Source organism: Rickettsiales bacterium (assembly GCA_035765535.1).
In the GTDB taxonomy this organism is placed as follows: domain Bacteria; phylum Pseudomonadota; class Alphaproteobacteria; order Rickettsiales; family JABCZZ01; genus JABCZZ01.
Genome location: DASTXE010000006.1, coordinates 176,244 through 201,208, shown reverse-complemented (window position 1 = coordinate 201,208; position 24,965 = coordinate 176,244). Strand labels below are relative to the sequence as shown.

The 24,965-nt window shown below is 53.4% G+C and carries 28 protein-coding genes; 12 read left to right on the top strand and 16 right to left on the bottom strand.

Annotated elements, in window-relative coordinates:
* The first annotated feature begins 22 nt into the window (after positions 1-22).
* Together VFT64_09600 and VFT64_09595 are read left to right on the top strand one after the other, a co-directional pair.
* Positions 23-1,306: a citrate synthase gene (locus VFT64_09600; GenBank protein HEU5048080.1), complete on the top strand. Its 1,284-nt coding sequence runs from the start codon at positions 23-25 to the stop codon at positions 1,304-1,306.
* A gap of 307 nt (positions 1,307-1,613) precedes the next feature.
* On the top strand, positions 1,614-1,979 hold the full coding sequence (locus tag VFT64_09595; protein HEU5048079.1) for a response regulator: 366 nt from the start codon (positions 1,614-1,616) through the stop codon (positions 1,977-1,979).
* A gap of 21 nt (positions 1,980-2,000) precedes the next feature.
* Here the strand turns inward: VFT64_09595 and VFT64_09590 are convergent, their stop codons facing one another.
* Together VFT64_09590 and VFT64_09585 are read right to left on the bottom strand one after the other, a co-directional pair.
* Positions 2,001-2,918 carry an alpha/beta hydrolase gene (locus VFT64_09590; protein ID HEU5048078.1) on the bottom strand — a complete coding sequence of 306 codons (918 nt, stop codon included), beginning with the start codon at positions 2,916-2,918 and terminating at the stop codon, positions 2,001-2,003.
* Positions 2,915-3,553: a TetR/AcrR family transcriptional regulator gene (locus VFT64_09585; protein ID HEU5048077.1), complete on the bottom strand. Its 639-nt coding sequence runs from the start codon at positions 3,551-3,553 to the stop codon at positions 2,915-2,917. The genes VFT64_09590 and VFT64_09585 overlap by 4 nt, the downstream gene beginning before the upstream one ends.
* Positions 3,554-3,901: 348 nt before the next feature.
* Between VFT64_09585 and VFT64_09580 the strand changes: the two genes are divergently transcribed.
* Together VFT64_09580 and VFT64_09575 are read left to right on the top strand one after the other, a co-directional pair.
* The gene (locus VFT64_09580; protein ID HEU5048076.1) at positions 3,902-4,546 is read left to right on the top strand and encodes a carbonic anhydrase; all 645 of its coding nucleotides are present in this window, start codon (positions 3,902-3,904) and stop codon (positions 4,544-4,546) included.
* On the top strand, positions 4,546-5,607 hold the full coding sequence (locus VFT64_09575) for a DNA polymerase III subunit delta' (protein HEU5048075.1): 1,062 nt from the start codon (positions 4,546-4,548) through the stop codon (positions 5,605-5,607). The genes VFT64_09580 and VFT64_09575 overlap by 1 nt, the downstream gene beginning before the upstream one ends.
* 97 nt (positions 5,608-5,704) lie before the next feature.
* Here VFT64_09575 and hisB read toward each other — a convergent pair whose 3' ends face one another.
* Positions 5,705-6,292 (bottom strand): imidazoleglycerol-phosphate dehydratase HisB, encoded by a 588-nt coding sequence (gene hisB, locus VFT64_09570; GenBank protein ID HEU5048074.1) that lies wholly within the window; start codon positions 6,290-6,292, stop codon positions 5,705-5,707.
* Positions 6,293-6,408: 116 nt separating this feature from the next.
* On the opposite strand from hisB, the gene hslV reads away from it, so the two are divergent.
* From hslV to VFT64_09555, 3 genes are all read left to right on the top strand, one after another.
* Positions 6,409-6,954: an ATP-dependent protease subunit HslV gene (hslV, locus tag VFT64_09565; protein ID HEU5048073.1), complete on the top strand. Its 546-nt coding sequence runs from the start codon at positions 6,409-6,411 to the stop codon at positions 6,952-6,954.
* 109 nt (positions 6,955-7,063) lie between these two features.
* Entirely contained in the window at positions 7,064-7,669 is a 606-nt protein-coding gene (locus tag VFT64_09560) for an OmpW family protein (GenBank protein HEU5048072.1), read from the top strand.
* Between the two features lie 4 nt (positions 7,670-7,673).
* A complete protein-coding gene (locus VFT64_09555) occupies positions 7,674-8,087 on the top strand; it encodes a hypothetical protein (protein HEU5048071.1) in 414 nt (137 codons plus the stop codon).
* Positions 8,088-8,089: 2 nt separating this feature from the next.
* Here the strand turns inward: VFT64_09555 and VFT64_09550 are convergent, their stop codons facing one another.
* From VFT64_09550 to VFT64_09535, 4 genes are read right to left on the bottom strand one after another with little or no spacing between them, the layout of a single operon-like run.
* A complete protein-coding gene (locus VFT64_09550) occupies positions 8,090-8,815 on the bottom strand; it encodes a Crp/Fnr family transcriptional regulator (GenBank protein ID HEU5048070.1) in 726 nt (241 codons plus the stop codon).
* 5 nt (positions 8,816-8,820) lie between these two features.
* On the bottom strand, positions 8,821-10,167 hold the full coding sequence (gene hemN / locus VFT64_09545) for an oxygen-independent coproporphyrinogen III oxidase (GenBank protein HEU5048069.1): 1,347 nt from the start codon (positions 10,165-10,167) through the stop codon (positions 8,821-8,823).
* A 1-nt stretch (position 10,168) separates the two neighbouring features.
* On the bottom strand, positions 10,169-10,852 hold the full coding sequence (locus tag VFT64_09540; GenBank protein ID HEU5048068.1) for a hypothetical protein: 684 nt from the start codon (positions 10,850-10,852) through the stop codon (positions 10,169-10,171).
* A gap of 9 nt (positions 10,853-10,861) precedes the next feature.
* Entirely contained in the window at positions 10,862-11,491 is a 630-nt protein-coding gene (locus tag VFT64_09535; protein HEU5048067.1) for a 2OG-Fe(II) oxygenase, read from the bottom strand.
* A gap of 161 nt (positions 11,492-11,652) precedes the next feature.
* Here VFT64_09535 and VFT64_09530 point away from each other — a divergent pair, with 161 nt between their 5' ends.
* Together VFT64_09530 and VFT64_09525 are read left to right on the top strand one after the other, a co-directional pair.
* Positions 11,653-13,341, top strand: a complete 1,689-nt coding sequence (locus VFT64_09530; protein ID HEU5048066.1) for an AsmA family protein — start codon at positions 11,653-11,655, stop codon at positions 13,339-13,341.
* Between the two features lie 6 nt (positions 13,342-13,347).
* Positions 13,348-13,962 (top strand): DUF4337 family protein, encoded by a 615-nt coding sequence (locus VFT64_09525; GenBank protein HEU5048065.1) that lies wholly within the window; start codon positions 13,348-13,350, stop codon positions 13,960-13,962.
* Positions 13,963-14,018: 56 nt separating this feature from the next.
* Here VFT64_09525 and VFT64_09520 read toward each other — a convergent pair whose 3' ends face one another.
* Positions 14,019-14,690, bottom strand: a complete 672-nt coding sequence (locus VFT64_09520; protein HEU5048064.1) for a hypothetical protein — start codon at positions 14,688-14,690, stop codon at positions 14,019-14,021.
* Positions 14,691-14,890: 200 nt separating this feature from the next.
* Between VFT64_09520 and VFT64_09515 the strand changes: the two genes are divergently transcribed.
* Genes VFT64_09515 through VFT64_09505 form a run of 3 tightly spaced genes read left to right on the top strand, consistent with a single transcriptional unit; the run spans position 14,891 to position 18,339 of the window.
* The gene (locus VFT64_09515) at positions 14,891-16,276 is read left to right on the top strand and encodes a paraquat-inducible protein A (GenBank protein HEU5048063.1); all 1,386 of its coding nucleotides are present in this window, start codon (positions 14,891-14,893) and stop codon (positions 16,274-16,276) included.
* Positions 16,273-17,766 (top strand): MlaD family protein, encoded by a 1,494-nt coding sequence (locus tag VFT64_09510; GenBank protein HEU5048062.1) that lies wholly within the window; start codon positions 16,273-16,275, stop codon positions 17,764-17,766. The genes VFT64_09515 and VFT64_09510 overlap by 4 nt, the downstream gene beginning before the upstream one ends.
* Positions 17,767-17,769: 3 nt before the next feature.
* The gene (locus VFT64_09505; protein ID HEU5048061.1) at positions 17,770-18,339 is read left to right on the top strand and encodes a PqiC family protein; all 570 of its coding nucleotides are present in this window, start codon (positions 17,770-17,772) and stop codon (positions 18,337-18,339) included.
* Between the two features lie 14 nt (positions 18,340-18,353).
* Here VFT64_09505 and VFT64_09500 read toward each other — a convergent pair whose 3' ends face one another.
* From VFT64_09500 to trmD, 8 genes are all read right to left on the bottom strand, one after another.
* Positions 18,354-19,013 (bottom strand): epoxyqueuosine reductase QueH, encoded by a 660-nt coding sequence (locus VFT64_09500; GenBank protein ID HEU5048060.1) that lies wholly within the window; start codon positions 19,011-19,013, stop codon positions 18,354-18,356.
* 104 nt (positions 19,014-19,117) lie between these two features.
* Positions 19,118-20,134, bottom strand: a complete 1,017-nt coding sequence (locus VFT64_09495; GenBank protein HEU5048059.1) for an aspartate-semialdehyde dehydrogenase — start codon at positions 20,132-20,134, stop codon at positions 19,118-19,120.
* Positions 20,135-20,155: 21 nt separating this feature from the next.
* Positions 20,156-21,283 (bottom strand): 3-isopropylmalate dehydrogenase, encoded by a 1,128-nt coding sequence (gene leuB / locus VFT64_09490; protein ID HEU5048058.1) that lies wholly within the window; start codon positions 21,281-21,283, stop codon positions 20,156-20,158.
* 5 nt (positions 21,284-21,288) lie between these two features.
* The gene (locus VFT64_09485) at positions 21,289-21,606 is read right to left on the bottom strand and encodes a YciI family protein (GenBank protein ID HEU5048057.1); all 318 of its coding nucleotides are present in this window, start codon (positions 21,604-21,606) and stop codon (positions 21,289-21,291) included.
* A 2-nt stretch (positions 21,607-21,608) separates the two neighbouring features.
* Positions 21,609-22,217 carry a 3-isopropylmalate dehydratase small subunit gene (gene leuD, locus VFT64_09480; GenBank protein ID HEU5048056.1) on the bottom strand — a complete coding sequence of 203 codons (609 nt, stop codon included), beginning with the start codon at positions 22,215-22,217 and terminating at the stop codon, positions 21,609-21,611.
* Entirely contained in the window at positions 22,217-23,620 is a 1,404-nt protein-coding gene (gene leuC / locus VFT64_09475) for a 3-isopropylmalate dehydratase large subunit (protein HEU5048055.1), read from the bottom strand. Before leuC ends, leuD begins: the two co-directional genes overlap by 1 nt.
* Positions 23,621-23,694: 74 nt before the next feature.
* Positions 23,695-24,090, bottom strand: coding sequence for a 50S ribosomal protein L19 (rplS, locus tag VFT64_09470; protein ID HEU5048054.1), 396 nt, complete (start codon positions 24,088-24,090; stop codon positions 23,695-23,697).
* A gap of 22 nt (positions 24,091-24,112) precedes the next feature.
* Positions 24,113-24,835, bottom strand: a complete 723-nt coding sequence (gene trmD / locus VFT64_09465; GenBank protein HEU5048053.1) for a tRNA (guanosine(37)-N1)-methyltransferase TrmD — start codon at positions 24,833-24,835, stop codon at positions 24,113-24,115.
* Between the last annotated feature and the right edge of the window lie 130 nt (positions 24,836-24,965).

Genomic DNA, 24,965 nt, shown 5'->3' with positions numbered 1-24,965 from the left:
TATAGAATTCAAGGAGGAAGTAATGTCAGAGACAGCAAAGCTCACCATTGGTGATAAAACATTCGAGTTTCCAATCCTGCATGGTTCGGAAGGACCGAAGGTTATCGACATCAGCAAATTATACAGCGAGTCAGGTTACTTCACGTACGACCCGGGTTTCCTGTCTACCGCTTCATGCGATTCCCGCATTACCTTTATTGACGGGGATGAAGGCATCCTGCGCTACAGCGGTTACAACATTGCGGATCTCGCGGAAAAGAGCGATTTTCCGGAAGTATGCTACCTGCTGCTGCACGGGGAGCTGCCAAATCCTGCCCAGAAAAAGGATTTTATCGACAAGATAACGCATCGCACGCTTGTGCATGAACAGCTTCAGTTCATGTATCGCGGTTTTCCGCGCCGTTCGCACCCGATGGCGATTCTCGTAGGTGCAGTTGCCTCGCTTTCCGCGTTCTATCATGACAGTCTGGACATCAATAATCCTGAGCACCGCGAAATTGCAGCGATGCGTATGATTGCCAAGATGCCGACACTGTGCGCAATGGCGTATAAATACTCCATCGGCCAGCCGTTCGTCTATCCGCAGAATCGTCTGAGCTTCTCGGAAAACTTTCTGTATATGATGTTCTCCAATCCAAGCGAACCGTATGTGGTGAATCCGGTTCTGGCACGCGCGATCGACAAGATTTTTATCCTGCATGCAGACCATGAACAGAATGCTTCCACCTCGACGGTGCGTCTTGCCGGTTCATCGGGAGCGAATCCGTTCGCGTGTATCGGTGCTGGCATTGCTTCGCTTTGGGGGCCCGCGCATGGCGGTGCAAATGAAGCAGTGATTAATATGCTGCTTGAAATCGGCAGCAAGGATAAGATTCCTGACTTCATCGCCGGTGTGAAAGACAAGCGTTATAAACTGATGGGCTTTGGTCACCGCGTTTACAAGAACTACGATCCGCGCGCGGCAGTATTGCGCAAAGCATGCTACGAAGTACTGGCGGAACTCGGCAAACAGGACGAACCGCTGCTCGGTATTGCGATGGAGCTGGAGCGTATTGCGCTTGAAGATAAATACTTCGTGGATCGCAAGCTGTACCCGAACGTGGATTTCTATTCCGGTATCATTTACCGCGCCATGGGTATCCCTTCGCAGATGTTCACACCATTGTTCGCACTGGCCCGTACCGTTGGCTGGGTTGCGCAGTGGAAAGAAATGATTGAAGACCCGAAACAGAAGATTGGCCGTCCGCGCCAGCTCTATTCGGGCCATGCAGAACGTGCTTTCGTTCCGCTCGAACAGCGTAAATAATAGTGTTTAAGGGTGTTCCGCTTGCAAGTGGAATACCCTTTATGCTTGCGGAAAATATACTTTATTCGTTGCAGAGCGTGGTTTTGTACCACAATAGGGCGGCGCCATAACCTATTAAAAGGTGCATTTCAAGTTATGATATGCTATTATTACGGGTTAGGGGCGTTGCCTTCCTGCAGTAAAGTTGGAACGGTTGCCTGCTTTCCGGGTTATGTGCGTTGAATGCGCGTAAGGTGCGGCTGGCGGGTTAGATTCCTGGCTGCGTTGTGAGGCACGCCCCATATGATTATTCAGGGGCTTTTGATTTATGAAAACTTGCCTTGTTGTGGACGACATTCCTTTTGATCGCAAGGTCATCACGAACTACGTAGCAAGGCTTGGGTTTTCCGTCAGCGAAGCAGCCGGAGGCAAGGAGGCACTCTCTCTATGCCGTACATCCATGCCGGATTGCTTTCTGCTCGATCTGGAAATGCCCGAGATGGACGGGCTTGAAGTGCTGCGAGAAATACGCAGCATGGAAAACGGCGACGAAGTTCCCGTTATCATCTGTACCTCCCACGAACATCCGAGTTTTATCGGCCACGCCTATATTAATGGTGCGAGCAGCTATATCATCAAACCGGTGACGCAGGATAAACTCGAGAGCGAGTTCGGCAAACTCGGCATCCTCTAAAAGATATTCGCTCGCAGCGGTCTATCGTCTTTTAATGGTCTCCGGTTTTTTTACCGGCGCAGGTTGCAGCTGAGTTGCCGGCTGAACGTCACTTGAACCGTGTGCGATAAAATTGCTGATATCTTCCAGCACGGGTGCCTTGCTACGGAAGAAATCCGAGAATGCCAGCTTAATCCCCATATGGCCAACTCCGGGATAAACATCTTCCACCACTGTGTTGCCATATTTGCGTAATTTGGTTGCGAGATAGATGGAATTGTCCGGAGCAACTTCACTATCCTCGGCTCCTGTTATCAGCAGCAATGGCGGTGTGTTGGCATGCGCGAAATTCACAGGCTGCGTGTCAGCCTCCGGCACCTTACTGAAAATAGCTTTTACCTTCGGATCCTTGAAGGGTAGAAAATCATAGGGGCCTGCGATACCGATAGCGCCTTTCAGCCAGCCTGGATTTCCGCCTGCTGATTGCAGGTATTGCGGATTGAGCGTGAGCATGACGGCGATATAAGCACCGGAATCATATCCTGCAACGAAGAGACTGCCTGGTGTGTGGCTGTCCATATGCGCGTGTGCCCAGGCCACGGCCTGTGCTGCGTCCGTCATAAAGTCAGGAAATGTAACTGCCGGAAAGAGGCGGTAATCGGCCATCACAACAGTGATGCCCTTACTGGCCAGGGTCTGTGCAACGAACTTATCATCGCTCTTGCTCCCTTGCTGCCAGTTTCCACCGTGGAAAAAGACCATGACGGGATTGCCCACTGCATGCACGGCGGGAATATATGCATCCAGATGCTGTTGTTTATCGGTTCCGTAGGCAATGTCGCGGTAGACGGCGTAACCGTCATGTGGCGCGGTGAGGTTCAGTACCTGTGTCCCTACCGCGCACCCGCACAAAACCACTGCGCTGCACAGCGCCGGCAGCAGGCGTTTTAGTTTTTTCATGTGCTATGAGTGTGCATTGGATTGCTGCCACCATAGATACGCATGAAGATACGGACGCTTTCGCGCACGTGAACTTCTTTCTCATGTGGTGACGGCAATGGTTTGATGTTGAAGAGTATACGCACGTAGTACGTTCCTTTCAACATCGAAAAGAAATAAGATGCAGCACTGAGGGGGGCAGGGATGTGAAGATTACCGAGCTGGTTCTGCTGCTCAAGGAATTCCGCTACAATGGAAAGCATTCTACGTGAGCCGCTTTCATAATAACGCTGTGCAAGTTTGGGGTGTGCGCGTGACTCAGCGATCACAAGCCGGACTGTTGCCAGTCCTTCCTTGCTGGTTAACATATTCAAAAAGCTCATCCCGAATTTGATCAGCATGCATTCAATGTCCGGTTCCTTTCCGGTACAGAGGCTTTTGGACGGAGCATGCTTCTTACATAATTCACTGACGATTTCCGTAAACAGCATGTCTTTGCTGTGATAGTGCGCATAGACGGTTTGTTTGGTGACACCCGCTTCTTTTGCGATGGCATCCATGGATGTCTTCGAGTAGCCGTGCTTCAGGAAGAGCGTGATAGCCGCTTTCAGGATAGCCTTGTATTTGCGGTTATCGGAATTGCGTCTGGGTTTCATAAAAATCTGCAGTCAATGGCGGTTACCTGCAGAGGGCCGCCGGTTTTAAGGGTTATGTAATAGTATCATATTTACATTAAAAAGGTTTCACAATCTTAATAGTCTCGATATAAGACATTGTTGAATAAGGAATTAGTACATTTTTGCTGAGATTTTTCAACAAAATTATGCGAGTCTAGGTTGTGGTTGGTGTTGTTCCTTCTATTATACAGTGTTTGAATAGACAAAGGCTGGCAAAATACTTTACATGCGAAACGGTCGTGGTTACATTGCCGCCACTTGCCTGCGGCTCCTATGTGAAGAGGGGGCGGTTTTTGTTAAATTAACTTACAACGCAGTTTATACATTATGACAGATAGCCCTATCTTAGGCCTGATCCAAGGCTACAAGAATTTTTACCGTAAATATACAAGCGAACGTTTTGAAGAATATCGCCAGCAGGCGGCAAAGGGACAATCGCCGAAGGTCATGGTGATCGCGTGCAGCGATTCGCGCGTGCACCCTTCGATTGTCATGCGTTCGGGACTTGGCGAAGTATTTCAGGTCTGCAACGTTGCCAACCTCGTTCCGCCTTACCGCCCGGACAAAGGCACGCATCACAGCACGAGCGCCGCGCTGGAATTCGCCGTAGGCACGCTGAACGTGGAACATGTCGTGATTATGGGGCATAGCGGTTGCGGTGGTATCCGTAGCCTGCTGGATGGTGCGCCTGTTGCGCTCGACGGCGAATATAGCTTCATCGCGCAATGGGTGGATATTGCCAGCCAGGCGAAAAGCAAGGTGAAGGACCTGCCGCCGGAAGAACGTTATCATTGCTGCGAGCTGGAAGCTCTGAAAACCTCTCTTTCCAATCTCATGGGATTCCCCTGGGTAGCCGAGCGCGTGGTGCAGGGGACGCTTACCGTGCATGCCTGGCATTTTGATATAGAAACCGGCGTTATCATCGCCTATGATGCCAAGACGGATACGTTTTCTCCCCTGGCAGAGGAATAATGGCACGTACAGCTACGCAGGAAACCGAAGAGGAAGTGCTCGCACTGCATCCCAAGTACGGTGACCATGTCATCGGACATAAGGCGCAGGAGCAGCAACTGCTCGGGCTGATCCATGCGAAGCGCCTGCCTCACGCGTTGCTGATTACGGGGCAAAAAGGTATTGGCAAGGCGACGCTTGCCTATCGTCTGGCGAAGTTTCTGCTCGCTTACCGGGAAGATGCCGGAGGCGGATTATTTGGCGATGCATTACCGCCGCCGGAATCCCTGCATATCGCGCCTGACCACCCGACAGCGCGGCGCGTGATGTCCGGAAGCCATCCGGATCTGCTGGTGCTGGAAGGCGATGACATCAAAATTGACCAGATACGTCGCGTGCCGGAGTTTCTTTCCTATACGCCTGCGGAGAGCGAATGGCGCGTCGTCATTATTGACAGTGCCGAAGCCATGAATCGCAATTCCGCCAATGCGCTGCTAAAGACGCTGGAAGAGCCTCCTTCACAGGCCGTGATTTTGCTCATCAGCCATAATCCGGGAGCGCTGCTGCCTACCATACGCTCGCGTTGCCGTGTATTGCGGATTTCCGCGCTGGATGCGCAAGGGTTTGCTGATGTGATGCGCCGTAGCGCACCGCAGATTGATGAAGGCAATTACGGTAAATGGGCATTACTGTCGGGCACTTCTCCCGGTGTGGCGTTGGAGCTGGTGCAGGGCAGGGCGGATGAGCTGTATGAAGAAGTTGTGAGATTATTGTCCGGGGCCGATACGCTGAAACTGCATGCCTTCGCGGAGCGGTTTGCGCGTAAGGACGCGGAAGCGGAATGGCAGATATTGAAGCGTCTGGTGCTATGGCTGATTGTCCGTATGGCTGCGCTGGATAACGGGCTTGCTGGGGAAGTGTTCAGTGGTGAGCGCGAAGCGCTTGAGGGTTTACGCGCCAGCAAACCGGGTTATTTCTGGACGGAGATGTGGGAACGCGCTGGCAACCTTTTCGGTGAGACAGAACATCTCTATCTCGACCGTAAACAGGCTGTGATTACGCTATTTAGATTATTTTTATAATTTATTGTATGGCGGCACGCTGCCCCCGTTCCGGCTCCGCCGGAACTTCCCTGCGAGGTCGTCGCTTCGCTCCTTCGCGAATCCACGATAGGACTAATTATAGAACACCCTTAGTTGAAGGGATGTCGCCGCTCTTGCGTGCGTCGATCTCAATCGCATCACGCAGTGCGCGTGCCAGTGCCTTGAAGCAGGATTCCACGATATGGTGGTTGTTCTCGCCGTACAGATTCTCGACATGCAGCGTAAGGCCGGCATTGAATGCAAATGCCTGGAACCATTCGCGGAACAGTTCTGTATCCATATCTCCGAGTTTAGGCTTGGTGAAATTTACTTTCCAGATGAAATAGGGCCTGCCGGAAATATCCAGAGCAACGCGCGTCAGTGTTTCATCCATCGGGATCAGCGAGGAACCGTAGCGTACAATCCCGCGGCGCTCTCCCAGCGCATTAGTCACAGCCTTACCGATCGCGATGCCGACATCCTCGGTTATGTGGTGGTAGTCGATATGCAGGTCGCCTTTGGCCTCGAGCGTGATGTCGATCAGGCTGTGGCGTGAGAGCTGTTCCATCATATGGTCAAGGAAGCCGACGCCCGTAGAAACGGAATATTTGCCTGTGCCGTCCAAATTGACGGTGACTTTGATCTGGGTTTCGCTGGTGTTGCGTTCGACGGTTGCGGTTCTCATAAATCCTGTGCGGTAGAATCATTAATTCGCGCATAATAATAAATAAAGCCCTTGAAATCCATAAAAATCTAACCAAATATAGTAGTTAGCTACAATCAATTTCAGGATTATATACAATGGAAGACACACGCAACAGCTTATGGCACGGCACGACGATCCTTTCGGTACGCAAGGACGGTAAAGTCGTGATTGCCGGTGACGGACAGGTGACGCTTGGCGCGACTGTCATTAAATCCACGGCGAAAAAGGTGCGCAGGCTTGCCGATGGCAAGATTATCGCCGGGTTTGCTGGGGCGACGGCTGATGCATTTACGCTGTTCGAGCGGCTGGAAGCGAAGCTTGAGAAGCATCCGGGCCAGTTGACACGCGCTTGCGTAGAGCTTGCCAAGGACTGGCGCACGGACCGTTATCTGCGCCGCCTGGAAGCCATGATGGCGGTGGCGGATAAGGACGTTTCCCTTGTTATTACCGGCACGGGGGACGTGCTGGAGCCGGAAGGCGGAATTATCGGCATCGGTTCGGGCGGAAATTATGCGCTGTGCGCAGCCCGCGCACTGGCTGACAGCAAGCTCAGCGCAGAAGAAATCGTGCGTAAATCCATGAAGATAGCGGCCGATATCTGCGTCTATACCAACGAAAACATTACGATTGAGACGCTTTAAAGCTTCATAAAGTTATTCAAGAAAAAACCCGGTCTTGATTCAAGTCAAGGCCGGGTTTTTCTTTGTAGCGTATTTATACCTCATCACATCAACAATATGAGGTATATTTATGAATAAGATTTTTGCGGCGCTATTGGCCACTACGCTTATCTCCGGCAGCGCTCTGGCAGCGGAAAGCAAAGATGGCAACTGGCTGGTGCGCGTGCGTGCGATTGACGTCATGCCGCAGGTCAGCAGCCAGCTTTCCATCGGCGGTACGGTTTCGGTGGATAACAGCGCCGTGCCTGAACTCGATATCACGCATTTCTTTACGCCCAATATTGCGGCGGAGTTGATTCTTGCGACCACGAAGCACGATCTGCGTACAAGTAGCGGTCTGGATGCAGGCAGTGTCAGGGTTTTACCGCCAACGCTCACCATGCAGTATCATTTTACCCAGTTTAACGCGGTGAAACCGTATATCGGCGCCGGTGTGAATTATACCGTGTTCTATGATGCCAAGCCGGGTGTGCTCAATAACGTCACCTATCAGGATAATTTCGGCGCTGCCTTGCAGGCAGGTGCGGATTTTCCGATTGCGGATAACTGGTATTTCAACATTGACGCCAAGAAGCTATTTCTCAGCACTACGGCTAAATTCAATAACGAAGCAGTGCGTGCGAATGTGGATCTGAACCCGTGGATTATCGGCGCGGGTATCGGCTACAGGTTCTAAGCCTATGTGCGCAGCAACCGAGAAGGATAAGGAAGCAGCCTGCTCAGGCAAATGCATGGGGGGCTGCTCCAAGGGCGGCAATCGTCGCTGGATCATTGCGGCGTGTGACGGGCATATTGCGTTATTGCAGCAAAAAGACGGAGGGCTTGTACAGATAGCGCCTGAGCAAATCACCGTCTTTACTTCCGTGCAGGCCTTCTGGCAGGTCATGGATAAAGCAGTACGCAGCAACGAGGTGGATCAGATTATTATCGTTGGCAGCGAGGGTAATATTGCCTGGGTACAGCTTCTGCTGCCGCCGGATGCGCTCAAGCGCGTTGTGGCCGAGATACGTTATCCGCTGATGACGCGCTGGCTGGAACCATCTTCCGATCCTGAAATGCTGGTCAAAGTTCTGGAGCTGGTGCTTAACGCGTAAGTTTATCCGTTTTGTTTGATATAGGTAGCCGTGTCGCACATGCCTGCTTCCGAGCAGCTGTTGCAGACATAGTCCCTGAGTCGCTCCACGTTATCGATGACGATCTTTCCGCTCGCGGCATTGACGCCGATTTCCTTCAGTTGTTGCAGGCTGCGGGAAAAGGTTTCGGGTTTCATTCCCAAGTAAGCGGCGATGATATTTTTTTCCACGGGCACATCGATTGCCTTGCGGCCGGTTGTCTGCTGCCTGCAGAGATTCAGCAGGAAACACCCCATGCGCTGCGCAGCGGTCAGTGTGCTTAGATGTTCCAGCTTAAGCTGAGTTTTAGCCAGCCGGTCATTCAGCAGCGCCATAATATAGTTTGAGAAGGCTTTATCGCCGTTCACCGTTTCGCGGATGATTTTGGCGGGAATCATCGCTACCTGCGTATGCTCGTCCACGACTTCCATATTGCTTGGATAGCTTGCATGGGGAAAAAGTGAGGCTTCGCCTAGAAAGTCGCCCTCGGCGCATAGGCCTACCACCGTTTCCTTGCCGTCCGGCGTTTGCCGGGTTAGGCGCACCCAGCCATGCAGGAGGATGAAGAAATGCTGCGCAGCATCGCCGTGGCAGGCAAGGTTCTCGCCTTTGGAAAATATTCTGGTTTTAATATGCGGTGCGATGGTTTCCCAAGCTTTTGGGTGTTCCCGGAACAGGAAATGTTCCGGCGTCAATGTAAAGCGTTCCATGCCTCTTATGCAACCCTGCCATGGCGCGTCTCACCGGAGTTATGATAGCTGTCAAATAACGAGCTGACGATGCGTGCGGCCTGCGGTATCCTTTCATCGACAGTGATAACATCGCCGTCGATCCTTAGCAAGCCGCTATTGGCAAGGTCGAGCAGGGAAGTGCGGATAGCGGGAAAGTCAGGCAGGCTCGCGGTCTTTTTCAGATCAAGTGTCAGATAACACATGATTTCTTCGATGAGGAGGCGGCGCAGTCTGTCTTCGTCGTTCAGTAGAAATCCGCGTGCAACCGGCAGTGTTCCGGTATTGATGGCCTGCGCATAGTCTTGCGTATTAGCGGTATTCTGGAAGTATCCCTGCTGCAACATGCTGATGGCGGAGGTGCCGAATCCTATCAGCGGCTCTGCTTCATCTGCCGTATAGCCCTGAAAATTGCGCCGTAATGTATGTTCCTGTTTTGCCTTTGCGAGCGGATCTGCGGGTAAAGCGAAATGGTCGATTCCTATAGGAATATATCCTGCATTTTGCAAAGTTTGCACTGCGACTGCGTGCAGTTCCAGCCGCTGCTCATCCGAAGGCAGCGTTTCCGGCGGGATGAGAAACATATTCTTCTTTTTCCAGGGTACATGCGCGTAGCCGAACAGGGCGATCCTGCCGGGGGCAAGCAATGCGGCATATTGCGCCGTCTTGCGGATGGATTCCGGCGTCTGGCCGGGTAGGCCGTAGATCAAGTCGAAATTGATATCGTGAATGCCGTATTCCCTGCACAGGCGTACGGTTTCATACACTGTGGCGAGCGGTTGCATCCTGTTAATTGCTTCCTGCACCTGCGGATCGAAATCCTGCACGCCAAGGCTGACGCGGTTAACGCCTTGTTTTGCATAAGCGGCGATTTTGGCTTCCCCTACGGTGCGCGGATCAATCTCGATAGCGATGCGTGCATCGTCCATTATATTGAGATGCGTGCGAATGGTATCCATGCAGTGGTTGAAATCTGCCGGTGTAAGCATGGTGGGCGAGCCGCCGCCAAAATGGATGGAGGCGATATTTAACTTTCTTGTGCCAGAGGTTTTAGCGAAGAGCGCAATCTCTAGCAGTAACAGTTCAAGATAGTTCCGCACAGGCTCATATTTCTTGGTGATGTGCGTGTGGCATCCGCAGAACCAGCAGAGTTCCGCACAGAACGGGATGTGCAGATAGAGCGACAGGGGCTTGTTAGCAGGCAGTGAAGCGACGGCATCGGAGTAAGTTTGCGGATCGATAGCGCGAAAATGCGGTGCGGCCGGGTAACTTGTGTATCTGGGAAGCTGGGAAGGATACCGGCTCAATATTGCGCTTATGCTGTCTTGCTCCATATCAGTAAGACAGCTCCCATGTGTCGCGCCATTCGGGAGCGACGTAATTGACGATCAGTGATTTGCGGATACCGTTGATGCGGCGCTTGGAAAAACCGTGCCAGGTGTTTGCGCCGGGGATAAACAATATCGCTTTGTTCTTCGCGTAAGGGGCGGAATAAACCAGCTTATGCTGGGGCGTGTCGTCATAGACATCCGTGCCGCAATTCGCAAGTGCCGGTTCATCCGATAAATAGATCAGCAGCGTGAATTTCTTTACTTTGATATCCGTATGCGGTTCCAGCCAGAAATCTCCTGTGTCTTGGCAATATTCGATCCGCAAGGCTGCACCGGTGAGATCGGCTCCGGTAACATTGCGGATAGTTTCCCGTACTTGCGAGGAGTTAAACGCGACGGCGCATTCACGGCATACGGGGAATTGATCCTGATTGGTTTTCGTGAAGTAGACCCGCTTGGAGTTATTTGTCTCACGCCTGCCGTTGAAATCCATGTCTTCCGGTGCTGCAAACGGTAAAGAGGTGATGGCATCCACGGTTGCAGAAGGAAGCGTTTCCTGCATCAGCCAATGTGCATAAGGCGTATCGCGGCGGTCTGCCGTATCAAGGGAGCGGGTGAAGCACTCTGCTATTTTATCAGTTACTTCATGGTCATATCCGGTGGAAAGCACAGGCGCTGAAAGAGACATGGGATGACCTCAATAATCGGATTTAGGTACAAATAAACGTTTGAAAGTGGCAGAGATGGTATGCCTTCCGATATTTTTGGTCAGCGCGGCTTCGGAAGCGAGCCAGTTGAACATGATATAGCGGCGCGGGCCTTCATACGGCGCATGGCCGTGCCAGGAATTATCCGTGCGCCGGAATGCCAGAAAGTTTCCACCTTCGGGCGGCACTTCTGCAATCATATCGTTAATATTGTGCTCGTTCCTGAGCAGTCTTAGCCTTCCACCCTGCGCGTTCCATTCCTTGCGGTTCAGGTAGAGCAGGCAGGTGACAATTTTGTCTTGTGAGTCGTTATGGATGCGTCCGTCACGCCAGCGGCAATGACCCCGCACAGTGACCATCAGCGGTTTGCCCGCCAGAGGGATGTTGAATTTTTCTTCCATCAGTGACTGTAGTCTCGGACCTGCGATATGCTGAACCAGCTCAGTAAATGCAGGGCCGTATTTCAACTCCGATAAGGGGAAGATACCCGGCTGGGTGATATCCGGAAAATCGCGGTTTATTTCGTCCAGCGCTTCCTTGCCCAATACGTTGGAAACACTCAGATAAGGGAATGGCTGCGTGACGGTATCGGTAGCGGATATCTGTTCGTAATTCAGCATGGCTTGAACCTTTTCTGGCGTATGTAACAGGTTCTGCCGATGAGCGGCTTGATCTATATCAAGCGGTCGTGTTAAAGGAGCATAAATTAACTAAAAAACTATGTTCTGACCATTCACCTTCTGCTAAATAAGGGCAGCAACATCATATCAGAGGGGACGTTATGCGTAAGTTTCTGAAAATCATTGCAGGGGCGGTTGTTTTACTCGTCATCGGCGTTCTGGCGCTGCCGTTTGTGGTGCCGGTGGAGAAACTTGAAGGGCCTGTGCTTGCGCAGATTGAAGCCGCAACGGGGCGCAAAGTCGGCATCGGCAAGCTGTCGCTTTCGGTATTCCCCAATATCGCGCTGGCGGCCGATAATGTCACGCTGAGCAATCCCGCATGGGCTGGTAAGGGCAACATGGTGGAAATGAAGGCACTGCGCATCGGTGTTGAACTGATGCCGCTGCTGCAAAAACAGGTGAAGGTAACGGAACTGACATTGCAGTCGCCAGTGATTGACCTCATCCAGAATGGCAACCAGGCCAACTGGCAGTTCACGCCTGCACAGGCTCCTGTTTCTAAAGAACGGGCGCAGGCTGAAAAGCAGCAGGATGCTGGAATGGGGGAAATCATTATTCCCCAGTATATTCAGATTAAGGATGGTAATCTGACATTCCACAACAAGCATTCCGGCGCGACGACGAAACTTACTGGAGTGAATCTGGAACTGAAAGCGCCGGAGCCCGAACAGAAAGCGGATTTCGATGGCAGTCTGATGCTCAATGGCAAAAAGATTACATTATCGCTTTCGATGCTTAAGCCTCTGAAGCTGATGAACGGTGCAAAATCTGATGTAGATGTAAAGCTTGCATTTGGTGACCTGAAGCTTGCCTGGCAGGGAACGCTTGCATTCGCGGATACGGTGCCGGTGCTGACGGGCAAGGTTTCCATTCCTGAAATCGATACGGGTGCGCTTTCCGGCGGTGAATCAGGAGCTGCTCCAAAGAAATCGGCTCCTTCTGCTGCATCTTCTGAGCACTGGAGCAATGACCCGATCGATTTAAGCGGACTTAAGAGCGCCAATGCCGATCTTAATGTGACGATCGACAAGCTGATTCTGAAGAAAGCAACACTGCATAATATTGAACTGGCCGTGCGTCTGGCAGGCGGCAAGCTGAATGTAGCGAGCAATGCTATTGCTGCTTATGACGGTACCGTTAAGTTTGTACTGGATGCAAGCAGCGCCAATACGGCAGGAGTGGCGGTGAATATTGCGGGTGTTCAGGCAGAACCGCTGATGCAGGATTTCGCCGGGTCTACAAAAGTCTCCGGCAAGCTGGATCTGCAGGCGCAGACCGCTACTCAGGGCAGGTCCCAGCGCGAAATGGTAGCGGCGCTCGATGGCAAAGGCAGCTTCCATTTCAGCGATGGGAAGTTCAAAGGCATGGATCTGGCGAGCGTGATCCGCAATGTGGGGCTTGCAGCACAGGATAATAACAGTAAGAGCACGGAGTTTTCCGACCTGACAGGGACGTTCACTATTGCGCACGGTGTTGTTTCCAATAATGACCTGAAAGCAAATTCACCAATGCTGCGCGTGAGTGGTGCAGGCACAGTGGATCTTCCGGGCTGGGAGGTCAATTATCTCGTGCAGCCGAAAATCGTAGCCAGTGCACAGGGGCAGGGCGGAAAAGATGCGAATGGCATTACGGTGCCTGTCCGTGTGGAAGGGCCGCTGGACGCGCCACATTACCGGCCTGATGTGAGCGCGGCCATCAAGGCGAATGTTGGCAATCCGGCTGCTGTGAAAGATACGATTAAACAATTCAAAGAAAATCCTGGCGGTGCGCTGCAGGGTATTTTGAGGTAAAGAGCCATGAAAGAAAAAATCATTTCCACAGTGAAAACACTGGGAGACGTTGCGGCACAGGCCGCAAGCGGTGCTCCGGCGGCAGAGCAAAACGGCCCGGAATGGGCAGGGCAGGTGGCAGTGCTCACCGGGGTGCTGGCGGCGCTCACGGGTTTTTTAACGGTCCGTTCCACGATGCTTACGAACGAAGCGATTTACGAAAGCAACCAGGCGATCTTATCGCAGACCCAGGCCTCGGATGCATGGGCGGAGTATCAGGCTAACAGCATTAAGGCGCGTATTGTCGAAATGCAGCTGATTCCTTCCAGCGGAATCAGCCCTGGTGACCGGGAAGATCTTACGAAGATGGACAAGGATCTTCGTGGGAGGCAGCCGGGCAACAAAGAGGAAGCTACCGCTAAGACACAGGAACGGCAGGCGCATCTGGATATGGGGCTCAAGAAGCTCAAGCAGAAAGACCTGCTCGGCTATGCAGGTATGTTGGCGCAGATCGGCATTGCGCTTGCTTCGGTGGCGGCACTTGTGAAGCGGCGCAGTGTGTTTTATGCGGGCGTTGCGACGGGAGTAGGTGCCTGTGTGATAACAGCTTACGTATTTGCTTCGGTCTATCTGGCGGGATGAGCCGTGCCTGCGGGGGCGGTGCGTGTGCGCACCGTTGTATCCCCCGCAGGCGTGGTTCAGCAGTTGAACATCAGGGTTGCGGCCCTGTTGTTCGGTGACAGTCCGTCGAAGGAGACGTCCCATCCTGACCCCAGTGGTACTGCGGTCATGCTCTGGCCGCCTTCGAGTGTGAACCGGCACGTAGCCTTGTCCCCGTAGATGCTGAGGACGAATGTGTCGGTAGGTGCCGGATCTGAGTCATTGACACCCTTCGCTCGGGAAGCACCGGCGATGTTCTCGATCTCGACGAACACGTGGCCCGGCGGCAAATAGGCGTTGCTGGTCGGATCGTGCGTCGTGATCTGCACCACGATGTCCGTTCCGTTCAGCCATGCCGCGTGTTGCCATGGGATCGGTGGGGCGATGACCTTGCACCCGTACATGTCGAACTGCTTCGTCACGTTCCCGTCGCGTGGCAGGTTGTTGATATCGAACTTGTCGTTGTCGCAGGACTTGGGGCCTGCGGGTTCCGACGGAGTCGGTGTACCTGATGTGGACGAAGCGCTGGCCGACTCTGAGGTCGATGCCGACGCCGAAGCCGAGGCGGATGCCGAGGCTGTGGCCGGGGACGGAGTTACCGCGACGGTGGCGCTCACCCTAGGGGTGGCGTCGGACGACGTGTGACTCGTCTGGAGCCACGAGAACGCGCCGAGGCGGATGGCGAGAAGCATGGGAAGCAGGAATGTCACCGCTCCCAGGATCGCCCACTGCCACGGTGGTCTGTTTCTTCTAGTACGCACCTGAAAATCCTCCCTGTGAAGGTGCGGTGGATAGAGAGTAAAGGGATACTCTGAAATCGTTCGATAAACCTCCTGAGGTTTGAACAATAGGACCAGTCTATTATAGCCGAAAATAGTAAAGTGTATTAAAGCAAATACGTTAAGGTTTTGTGACAGGAAGAAGGCTGCCGATTGCGCCAAAGGCTCCCAGTTGGTATAATGGCGGTTCGCCGAATACGGGAGTTTACCCGGAATTTAACTGGAACCTTATGGGAAATCAGCATAAATATTGTCCCACTAACGAGGTGCGGTCATGTCCTGACTGTGGATTGCTGAGCGTTGCGCCGGAAGCCTCGTGCGGTATGGCGGTGATCTGCCCGCGCTGTTACCGGGTGCTCAGGCGCTGGCGCAGCCATTCGCTGGACTATATTCTGGCCTGTTATGGCGCAGGGTTGATCTTTTGCATCGTTCTACTTGCGGCTCCGTTCATTCATATCATGCTTTACGGACGCTTTCAGGATACCACCCTCTGGACAGGGGCAGAGGTGCTCGACCAGCAACGGCTGCTGCCGCTGGCGGGAGTAGTGCTTGCCACGACACTGATCATGCCGGTGGTGCGGCTTATATTGATGAATATGGTGCTGGTCGGCATCCGGCTGGAGACATGCCCATTTTACCTTATACGGCTTTTCCGCCTTCTGCGGCATATCTCGCCCTGGGCAATGCTGGAGGTTTACCTGCTGGGCGTATTGGTAGCGTATACGCGTCTGCATGCAATGGCATTTGTGCAGGTAGATACGGCTGTGTATGCCTTATGCGGTGCGATCATCCTGACGGCGATGGCGGATGTCTCGCTCGATCATGAAGAAATATGGCAGAAGCTCCGGCGTGGAGGGCAGGCGGCGAGCGATATGATTGGCAATGCGCTCAAGCCGTTGCTGGGTTGCCATGAATGTTTTTATGCCAGCGATATCGCTCCCGGCCAGCGCTGCCCGCGTTGCGATGCGCGTGTTTTCCGACGCAAGCGGCACAGCATGCAGCATAGCTGGGCTTATATGTTGGGAGCTTTTGTGCTTTATATTCCCGCCAATGCATTCCCGATGATGGATATCACCAAGCTCGGGCGGACCTGGTCTTACACGATCACGGGCGGCATGCTGGAGCTGGATCATGCCGGATTCTTGCCACTGGCGGTGCTGGTGTTCATAGCGAGTATTGCGATACCGTTGTTCAAGCTGCTCGCGTTGCTTTATATCCTGGTGACGACCAAACTTGGCATACGCGGGCATCTGGTGACGCGCATGCGGCTCTACCGCGTCATACGCTTCATCGGCCGCTGGTCGATGGTGGATGTGTTCATGCTTTCCATCATGGTGGCGCTTGTGCAGTTCGGCAGGCTTGCGCAAGTGACTTCCGGCATCGGTGCGCTGTGTTTTGCGGCGGTGGTGGTGCTCACAATGCTGGCGGTAGAGAGCTTCGATATCAGGCTGATGTGGGATGCTGCCGGAAAAAATCAGTTGGAAGAGGACAATCGCTCCTCTATGGTAACGGCATGAACGATTCCCGTCCCATACAACAACCTGTCGCCACAGCCATGACACGCAAGCGCCGCAGGCTTTCGCCTGTCTGGACAGTGCCCATGGTGGCAGGCTTTATCGCGATTTATCTCGGCTGGCATACATTGTCCGAGCGCGGCGAGGAAGTTACTATCTCTTTTAATACAGCGGACGGAATCATTGCGGGACAGACGCAGATCAAATATAAAGCCGTTTCGCTTGGTACGGTCTCTGAAATCAGCCTCGACCAGGATCATAAGCATGTGGTTGTGAAGGCAAAAATGACGCGGGACGCACATGATCTGCTGACCGACCATACACGGTTCTGGGTGGTGAGGCCGAGGCTTGCTTACGGCAGCCTGTCGGGATTTGAGACGCTTGTGTCGGGTGCATATATCCAGTGCGATCCCAATGGCGGTGGCGGCAAGTCGCAGGATCGCTTCACCGGCCTTGAAGAGCCGCCAGGAGTGCGTGCGGATGAACCGGGAACGATCTATAAGCTTCAGGCGGATAAGCTCAGCTCCATCACGGTCGGATCGCCGGTTTATTACCGCGATATCAATGTCGGCGAAGTGCTGCATTACGATATTGGCGACGGGTACGGCCCTATTGAGGTTTCTATCTTCGTCCATGCGCCTTATGATAAATTCGTGCATTCGGAAACGCGTTTCTGGAACAGCTCCGGCGTGAATGCCAATCTGGGACCTGCAGGGCTTCAGGTGCGGTTTCAATCCATACAATCCTTGCTCATGGGCGGTGTGACATTTGCGACCAAGAAAGAATATGCGACCGCACAGCAGGCGGATAAAGAAACGCACTTCAAACTTTATGACGATCAGGGAACGGCAGAGGTCGGTGATCTTCACAAACATATCTCTTATGTGACGTATTTTGAGAGTCCGGTCACGAATCTGCAACCCGGTTCGCCTGTGAATTTGTACGGTATCCAGATCGGCGAAGTAAGGGATGTGAAGCTGTTGTTCGATCCGCGGATTCCAGAAGCTAAGGTGCGTGTGGCGTTCGATATTCAGCCGGAGCGTGCTTTCCAGCTTTCGGATGACGATGCCCATAATGCTCTGGAGATTACGCGGCGCATGGTGAATAAAGGCTTCCGCGTTGAGGTGGATGCAGGGCTGATTCCCGGAAAAACAGGGCTGGCCATTGAAAAGTTGCCGGATGCAAAGCCGACAGAGGTGGCGATGGAAGGCGATGCAATCGTTATGCCTTCGAGTGCTTCCGGCGGCGTAGGCGGCGTGCTGGATAAGCTCAATCACATTCCGTTTGCCCAGATAGGCCATAATTTGAATGCGTTGATTGAAAGAGCGAACGGCTCCATGCAGAGCATTGACGAGAAATCGGACTTCCAGCGTGATGTTAAACGCGCGATGGATCAGGTCGGCGATGCGGCGCGTTCCGTTCGCCTAATGACCGATTTCCTGAACCAGCATCCCGAAGCGCTGATACGCGGGCGCGATACGAAGGAGAAATAAGCCATGCGAATTAGAGCGTTGGCGTTGTGTGTTTTATTGTTGGGGACGGCCTGCAAGTCACGCGAGCCTGACTATTACACATTATCATCCGTACCCGGCAAACCACTCCCCGGCCAGCACCTGACGCTTAAGCTGCGCAGGCCCGCCATTGATATAACACTCGACCGTCCGCAGATGGTGCGCATGGATAGCACGTATCGGATTAAGTATGATAACGGTGCGCAGTGGTCGGAGCCGCTGGACCGGATGCTGGAGCGCGTGCTGGCGCAGGATATTGAAGAGAGACTTCCCGGCAGTGTAGTGGTGACCGAATCCGGTCAGATGGTGACGGAAGCGGATGGAGCGATCGATCTCGATGTCCGTCAGTTTGGTGTGGGTGCGGATGGCCGCGCTATCGTTCAGGCGGTTTCTCTGGTCAGCAGGACAGGTGAAAAGAATGGCGTACCGCATTCTGTGATGCTGACGGGAGGACAGGGGAGCACAGGCAAGGCTGCTGCCCAGAGCCTGAGTGAATTACTTGGCGAGCTTTCCGACAAAATCGCAGCAGATGTGCGCAAAGGTAAGAGAAAGTAGCAGTAAAATTGTAGCTACTGCAGCTTTTCGGCATACCAGGTTTCACCGATCTCAATCTTTTCACGGCCTTGCGATTCACGCCATTCATTGGAATCGCGCAGGGAGTAAATGCAGCCGCAATATTGCTGGGCGTAGAATTCTTCGCGCTTGGCGATTTCATACATACGAGCGGAGCCGCCGGATTTGCGCCAGTTATACGTCCAGTAAGTCACGCCAGGATAATGTTCAGCAGCGCGCAGGCCGCAATCATTGATCTGGTCCATGTTCTTCCAGCGTGAAATGCCGAGTGAACTGGTAATAATCTTAAAGTTGTTTTCATGTGCATATAATGCTGTGCGCTCGAAACGCATATCGAAGCACATCGTGCAGCGTACGCCGCGTTCCGGTTCGCGTTCCATGCCTTTGGCGCGGGCAAACCAGTTCTGTACGTCATAATCCGCATCAACGAACGGAATACCCATTTTCTCGGCGAAGCGGATATTCTCTTCCTTGCGGATTTCGTATTCTTTTTTGGGATGGATATTCGGATTATAAAAGAAAATCGTCAGGTCGATGCCGTTGGCCAGCATCTGCTCCATCAATTCACCCGCGCAAGGCGCGCAGCAGCTATGCATCAGCACACGCTTTTCCCCATCTGGCGGAGTCAGATCGATGTGTTTGATGATTTCCTGCATAGCTGCTTTTGCTCTCTTGTCAGTTCTTGTCATTCCTGCGGAAGCAGGAATCCAGATTTGGTTATGCTGGATGCCAGCTTTCGCTGGCATGACAAGTGTTTATCTTAAAGTCCGTAATTCTTCACCAGTTCTTCGGCGATCTGTACGGCGTTCAGCGCAGCGCCTTTGCGCAGGTTATCCGAAACGCACCACAGGTTCAGTCCGTGGGGAACGGTATGGTCTTCGCGGATGCGCGAAACGTATACGGCATCTTCACCCGTAGCTTCCGCCGGGGTCTGGTAGCCGCCGTTTTCACGGCGGTCAATCACTGCCACGCCTTCGGCTTCTTCCAGAATCTCGCGAGCTTCGTTCGCTGAGAGCGGACGCTCGAATTCGATGTTGATGGATTCAGCATGGCCGACGAACACGGGCACGCGCACGCAAGTCGCGCTGATCTTGATGTTCGGATCGAGGATCTTTTTCGTCTCCTCTACCATCTTCCATTCTTCCTTCGTGCTGCCGTCTTCCATGAATACGTCGATATGCGGGATCACGTTGAATGCAATGCGCTTGGAGAATTTTTTCGGATCCTTGTGCTCATTCATGAACAGGCCTTTGGTCTGGTCATAAAGTTCGTCCATCGCTTCCTTGCCAGCGCCGGAGACGGACTGGTAGGTCGAAACGACGATGCGCTTGATCTTTGCGGCGTCATGCAGCGGTTTCAGCGCCACAACCATCTGCATCGTGGAACAGTTGGGGTTGGCGATGATGTTGCGGTGGCGGAAGTTCTTCAGTGCCTCGGGATTCACTTCCGGCACGACGAGCGGGATTTCCTTATCCATGCGGAAGAAGGAAGTGTTGTCAATCACGACGCAACCTTGTGAGGCGGCGCGCGGTGCGTGGATTTTGGATACACTTGCGCCCGGCGAGAACAGAGCAATATCGGTTCCCGTAAAATCATATTCATCGAGCACTTTCGCTTTCAGGATTTTGGTATCGCCGAAGCTGACTTCCTTGCCTTCGGAGTTCTTGGAAGCAAGCGCAACGACTTCGCTGACCGGGAATTTGCGGTTTGAGAGGATTTCCAGAATTTCGCGGCCTACGTTACCCGTAGCACCGACGACTGCGACTTTGTATGACATAAATATCCTATTTTAAATTAGTTATGCTGCTTTTTCGGCCGTTTTGGCGAGTGACGCAAGTGTCTTGACGATGGCATCACCCATCTCGGTAGTCGACACTTTCGTCGCGCCTTCCTGCATGATGTCGCCGGTGCGCAGGCCCTGGGCCAGCACTTCGGTGATGGATTTTTCCAGCAGGTCAGCTTCCTTGCCGAGGTCGAACGAATAGCGCAGCATCATGGCGAAGCTCAGGATCGTTGCGATCGGATTGGCAATGTTTTTGCCTGCGATATCCGGTGCGCTGCCATGCACGGGTTCATAGAGCGCGGGCATCTTGCCGTTTGCGTCTTTCGCGCCGAGAGACGCGGAAGGCAGCATGCCGAGCGAACCGGTGAGCATCGCTGCGCAGTCGGAAAGAATATCGCCGAAAATGTTGCCGGTGACCATGACGTCAAACTGCTTCGGGTTACGCACGAGCTGCATGGCGGCGTTGTCCACATACATATTGGAAAGCGCGATATCCTTATATTCCGCATCGCGGATTTTTAAGACTTCCTCGCGCCACATTTCTGTGCACTCAAGCACGTTGGCCTTGTCGACCGAGCAGACTTTCTTGTTGCGCTTTGCGGCCAGTTCAAACGCTACACGCGCAATGCGGTGCACTTCCGGGCTCGTATAGACCATCGTGTTGATGCCTTTGCGCGTGCCGTCCGGCAGCGTTTCCACGCCACGCGGGGTGCCGAAATAGACGTCGCCCGTCAGTTCGCGCACAATCACGATATCGAGGCCCGCGACCACTTCTTTTTTCAGCGTGGAAGCGTCAGCCAATGCATCGAAGCAGATGGCGGGGCGGATATTGGCAAACAGGCCCAGTTCCTTACGGATGCCGAGAAGGCCGCGTTCCGGGCGCACAGAGTAATCGAGCGATTCCCACTGTGTGCCGCCGACCGCGCCGAGCAGGATCGCGTCTGCCTTATGCGCTGCGTCCAGCGTTTCCTGGGGCAGGGGAGTGCCGGTTTTGTCATACGCCGTGCCGCCGATGAGCGCCTGGCTCGTCGTGAACTGCGTGCCGCGGTTCTGGTTGAGCCATGCGATCACTTTTTCCGCTTCGCGAACGACTTCCTGTCCGATACCGTCACCGGGAAGCAAAAGAATATGTTTAGCGCTCATAGATTTTATGCCTTCTTCTTAAGTAAATCTGCAAATGATGGGCCAAGATTGCCCGGGAAAACCTGGATGTCCTGCCATACGTTGCCCACAACGTAGGGTTCGGTGGCAAGCCATTTATCAAAATCGGCGCGGGTGGCGAAACTCGTGGCGACCATCGAACCGATCATCTTCTCGTTTTCGTCCGTGAGCGCAATGCCGCAGATGACATTGCCTTCCGCACGCAGCTTATTCAGCCCGTCAATATGCGTCTGCCGTGCCGCCATACGGCGTTCAAGCGCTTTCTCGTCCTTGCCGTCATGCGCAATGACTACGAATTGCTTCATGGTTAAGCCGCCTTATACAGCCAAGGAGTTGCGGTTTTCTGCTTTGCTTCAAACGCCCCGATGTCGCTCAGCTTTTCCATCGTCAGGCCGATATCGTCCAGGCCGTTCAGCATGCAATGTTTGCGGAACGCATCGACTTCGAAAGCGAAGCTGTGGTTGCCTGCGAGGACTTTCTGCGCCTGCAGGTCGACCGTGATCTTCTGGCCGGATTCTGCGGTCTGGAGCAGTTTTTCTACATCGTCTTTCGGCAGCACGACCGGCAGCACGCCGTTCTTGAAGCAGTTGTTGTAGAATATGTCGGCGAAAGACGGAGCGATCACGCAACGAATGCCGAAATCGAGCAAAGCCCACGGAGCATGTTCACGTGAGGAGCCGCAGCCGAAATTGTCACGTGCGACGACGATCTGCGCCTGCGTATACGGTTCGCGGTGCAATACGAAATCATCGTTACGTTTGCCGTTCACATCATAACGCATTTCATAAAACAAACCTTCTTTCAGGCCCGTGCGCTTAATGGTGGTCAGGAACTGCTTCGGGATGATCATGTCGGTATCGACATTTTCAATCGGCAGCGGAGCGGCAATCGCGTTCAGTGTGGTGAATTTCTGCATTAGCTTACCTTTCTTACGTCAGCCAGTTTACCCGTGATTGCAGCGGCGGCAGCCATTGCGGGGCTCATGAGGTGCGTGCGTCCGCCGCGGCCCTGACGGCCTTCGAAATTGCGGTTCGAGGTGGAGGCGCAACGCTCACCCGGGGCGAGTTTGTCGGCGTTCATGGCCAGGCACATAGAACAGCCCGGTTCGCGCCACTCAAAGCCTGCTTCGATGAAGATCTTGTCCAGGCCTTCTTTCTCGGCCTGTTCTTTCACGAGGCCGGAGCCGGGCACGATCATGGCGAGCTTCACATTGCTTGCAACCTTCTTGCCTTTGGCGATTTTTGCCGCTTCACGGAAATCTTCGATACGGCCGTTCGTGCAGGAGCCGATAAAGACTTTGTCGATTGGTACTTCGGTCAGTTTCGTGCCTGCCGTCAGGCCCATATATTCCAGCGCGCGTTCGATGGTCTTGCGGCGGGATTCGTCTTTTTCCGCCTTCGGATCAGGCACGGAGCCGCTGATCGGCAGCACGTCCTGAGGGCTTGTGCCCCAGGTAACCTGCGGTTCGATTTCTGCGGCATTCAGTTCCACGACCGTGTCGTATTTCGCGCCTGCGTCGGAAGTCAGGGTTTTCCAGTATTCAACGGCCTTATCCCAGTCTGCGCCCTGCGGAGCGTAAGGACGGCCTTTGATGTAAGCGAAGGTGGTTTCGTCCGGCGCGATGAGACCGGCGCGCGCGCCTGCTTCGATCGACATGTTGCAGATCGTCATGCGGCCTTCCATGGAGAGGCCTTTGATCGCTTCGCCGGCATATTCGATCACGTAGCCCGTGCCGCCTGCGGTGCCGATCTTACCAATGATGGCGAGCACAATGTCTTTCGCGGTGACGCCTGCGGGCAGTTTACCGTCCACGCGCACGAGCATGTTCTTTGCATGTTTCTGGATGAGGGTCTGGGTCGCGAGCACGTGTTCCACTTCGCTCGTGCCGATACCGAAAGCGAGCGCGCCGAACGCACCGTGGGTCGCGGTGTGGGAGTCGCCGCAGACGATGGTCATGCCCGGCTGTGTCAGGCCTTCTTCGGGGCCGACGATATGCACGATGCCCTGGCGCTTGTCGTCCATCTTGAAGTAGGTGATGCCATTTTCGCGGCAGTTATCTTCAAGCGTCTGCACCTGGAGGCGCGCGGTCGGGTCTTTGATGCCTTCCTTGCGGTCCGGTGTGGTGGGGACGTTGTGATCGGCTACGGCAAAAGTCGCATCCGGGCGGCGGACTTTGCGTCCGGCTACGCGCAGGCCTTCAAACGCCTGCGGGCTCGTGACTTCATGGATCAGGTGACGATCGATATAGAGGATGCAGGTTCCGTCTTCGGAACGGTTGACGACGTGGGAATCGAATATTTTATCGTAAAGCGTTTTCATGGGGAAATCCAGATGAAGGTTTACAGGTCCAGGGATACTAGACCGGTTAACCTTAATCTAGTTCCCCTGAAAAATTACTGCGCAGCGGTAGTGGTTGTAGTGGTGGCTACTTCGCGCTTCTTTTCTTTAATTCGAGCTGCCTTGCCGGTCAGACCGCGCAGGTAGTACAGCTTAGCGCGGCGAACGTCGCCACGGCGTACGAGAGCGATGCTGTCGATACGCGGGGAGTAAAGCGGGAAAATACGTTCCACGCCTTCGCCATGGCTGATTTTGCGTACGGTGAAGGAGGAGTTGAGGCCAGCGTTCTTGCGGGCGATGCATACGCCTTCAAAAGCCTGAATACGTTCGTTGTCGCCTTCAACGATTTTCACGTTGACGCAAACGGTGTCTCCTGCGCCGAATTCCGGGAAGGTTTTGCCTTCCGCGAGCTTCGCGGTGTATTCCTGTTCAAGTTTCTGTAAGCTGTTCATACAATTCAATTCCCTGTTATCTTTATGCCTTAGGTGTCTCACGGCGAAGCGCCCATAAATCAGGTCTCGACGTTTTTGTCAAGTTTTCTGAATGCGCAAGACGCCATTTGCGTATCTGCGCGTGATTTCCCGACAACAACACATCCGGTACGGATTTCTCTTCCCAGATAGGCGGTCTAGTATAATGAGGATATTCAAGGAGTCCAGTGAAATCGCCGTCTACAGCGAAACTTTCTTCGTTTAAGGAATCTTCCGCACCCATGACGCCAGGTAACAGGCGTATACAGGCATCCAGCAGGGTGAGGGCAGCGATTTCTCCGCCGGAAAGTATGAAATCTCCGATGCTTAGCTCCAGTGGCTCATGTTTTTGCAGAAATCTTTCATCCACGCCCTCAAACCTTCCGCAGATAAGTATCAGATCTTTCTGGCATAATTCATGCGCGATCTTCTGATCGAAGCGTTTGCCGCGCGGGGTAAAATATATCGGGAGAGCACCAGGCAACTGCGATTTGGCATGTTCGAGGGCTTTATCCATGACGTCCGGCCGCATGACCATACCTGCACCTCCGCCATAAGGCGTGTCGTCCACGGTGCGATGCTTGTCCGTGGCAAAGTCCCGTATCTGGATTGGGTTTATGTTCCATAAGCCATTTTGGAGCGCCCTTCCGGCCAGCGAATGACCGAGCGGTCCGGGAAACATCTCGGGGAATAATGTCAGGATAATGGTGGAAAAGTTTTGTTTCATCGCCAACGCTATAGCATATAGTTTGTGCAAATCCAAAGCCTCTATAGTTTTAATACTGTTTTTCCCGTTTATCCTGTGGAAGTATGGATGAAATATTGTTAAGGTGTGTTTCAGTTGTGGGTGCTACCTA

Excerpts from the sequence above, each read along its gene's own strand:
- VFT64_09600 (HEU5048080.1), top strand. The coding sequence starts at position 23 with ATGTCAGAGACAGCAAAGCTCACCATTGGTGATAAAACATTCGAGTTT.
- VFT64_09595 (HEU5048079.1), top strand. The coding sequence starts at position 1,614 with ATGAAAACTTGCCTTGTTGTGGACGACATTCCTTTTGATCGCAAGGTC.
- VFT64_09590 (HEU5048078.1), bottom strand. The coding sequence starts at position 2,918 with ATGAAAAAACTAAAACGCCTGCTGCCGGCGCTGTGCAGCGCAGTGGTT.
- VFT64_09585 (HEU5048077.1), bottom strand. The coding sequence starts at position 3,553 with ATGAAACCCAGACGCAATTCCGATAACCGCAAATACAAGGCTATCCTG.
- VFT64_09580 (HEU5048076.1), top strand. The coding sequence starts at position 3,902 with ATGACAGATAGCCCTATCTTAGGCCTGATCCAAGGCTACAAGAATTTT.
- VFT64_09575 (HEU5048075.1), top strand. The coding sequence starts at position 4,546 with ATGGCACGTACAGCTACGCAGGAAACCGAAGAGGAAGTGCTCGCACTG.
- hisB (HEU5048074.1), bottom strand. The coding sequence starts at position 6,292 with ATGAGAACCGCAACCGTCGAACGCAACACCAGCGAAACCCAGATCAAA.
- hslV (HEU5048073.1), top strand. The coding sequence starts at position 6,409 with ATGGAAGACACACGCAACAGCTTATGGCACGGCACGACGATCCTTTCG.
- VFT64_09560 (HEU5048072.1), top strand. The coding sequence starts at position 7,064 with ATGAATAAGATTTTTGCGGCGCTATTGGCCACTACGCTTATCTCCGGC.
- VFT64_09555 (HEU5048071.1), top strand. The coding sequence starts at position 7,674 with ATGTGCGCAGCAACCGAGAAGGATAAGGAAGCAGCCTGCTCAGGCAAA.
- VFT64_09550 (HEU5048070.1), bottom strand. The coding sequence starts at position 8,815 with ATGGAACGCTTTACATTGACGCCGGAACATTTCCTGTTCCGGGAACAC.
- hemN (HEU5048069.1), bottom strand. The coding sequence starts at position 10,167 with ATGGAGCAAGACAGCATAAGCGCAATATTGAGCCGGTATCCTTCCCAG.
- VFT64_09540 (HEU5048068.1), bottom strand. The coding sequence starts at position 10,852 with ATGTCTCTTTCAGCGCCTGTGCTTTCCACCGGATATGACCATGAAGTA.
- VFT64_09535 (HEU5048067.1), bottom strand. The coding sequence starts at position 11,491 with ATGCTGAATTACGAACAGATATCCGCTACCGATACCGTCACGCAGCCA.
- VFT64_09530 (HEU5048066.1), top strand. The coding sequence starts at position 11,653 with ATGCGTAAGTTTCTGAAAATCATTGCAGGGGCGGTTGTTTTACTCGTC.
- VFT64_09525 (HEU5048065.1), top strand. The coding sequence starts at position 13,348 with ATGAAAGAAAAAATCATTTCCACAGTGAAAACACTGGGAGACGTTGCG.
- VFT64_09510 (HEU5048062.1), top strand. The coding sequence starts at position 16,273 with ATGAACGATTCCCGTCCCATACAACAACCTGTCGCCACAGCCATGACA.
- VFT64_09505 (HEU5048061.1), top strand. The coding sequence starts at position 17,770 with ATGCGAATTAGAGCGTTGGCGTTGTGTGTTTTATTGTTGGGGACGGCC.
- VFT64_09500 (HEU5048060.1), bottom strand. The coding sequence starts at position 19,013 with ATGCAGGAAATCATCAAACACATCGATCTGACTCCGCCAGATGGGGAA.
- VFT64_09495 (HEU5048059.1), bottom strand. The coding sequence starts at position 20,134 with ATGTCATACAAAGTCGCAGTCGTCGGTGCTACGGGTAACGTAGGCCGC.
- leuB (HEU5048058.1), bottom strand. The coding sequence starts at position 21,283 with ATGAGCGCTAAACATATTCTTTTGCTTCCCGGTGACGGTATCGGACAG.
- VFT64_09485 (HEU5048057.1), bottom strand. The coding sequence starts at position 21,606 with ATGAAGCAATTCGTAGTCATTGCGCATGACGGCAAGGACGAGAAAGCG.
- leuD (HEU5048056.1), bottom strand. The coding sequence starts at position 22,217 with ATGCAGAAATTCACCACACTGAACGCGATTGCCGCTCCGCTGCCGATT.
- leuC (HEU5048055.1), bottom strand. The coding sequence starts at position 23,620 with ATGAAAACGCTTTACGATAAAATATTCGATTCCCACGTCGTCAACCGT.
- rplS (HEU5048054.1), bottom strand. The coding sequence starts at position 24,090 with ATGAACAGCTTACAGAAACTTGAACAGGAATACACCGCGAAGCTCGCG.
- trmD (HEU5048053.1), bottom strand. The coding sequence starts at position 24,835 with ATGAAACAAAACTTTTCCACCATTATCCTGACATTATTCCCCGAGATG.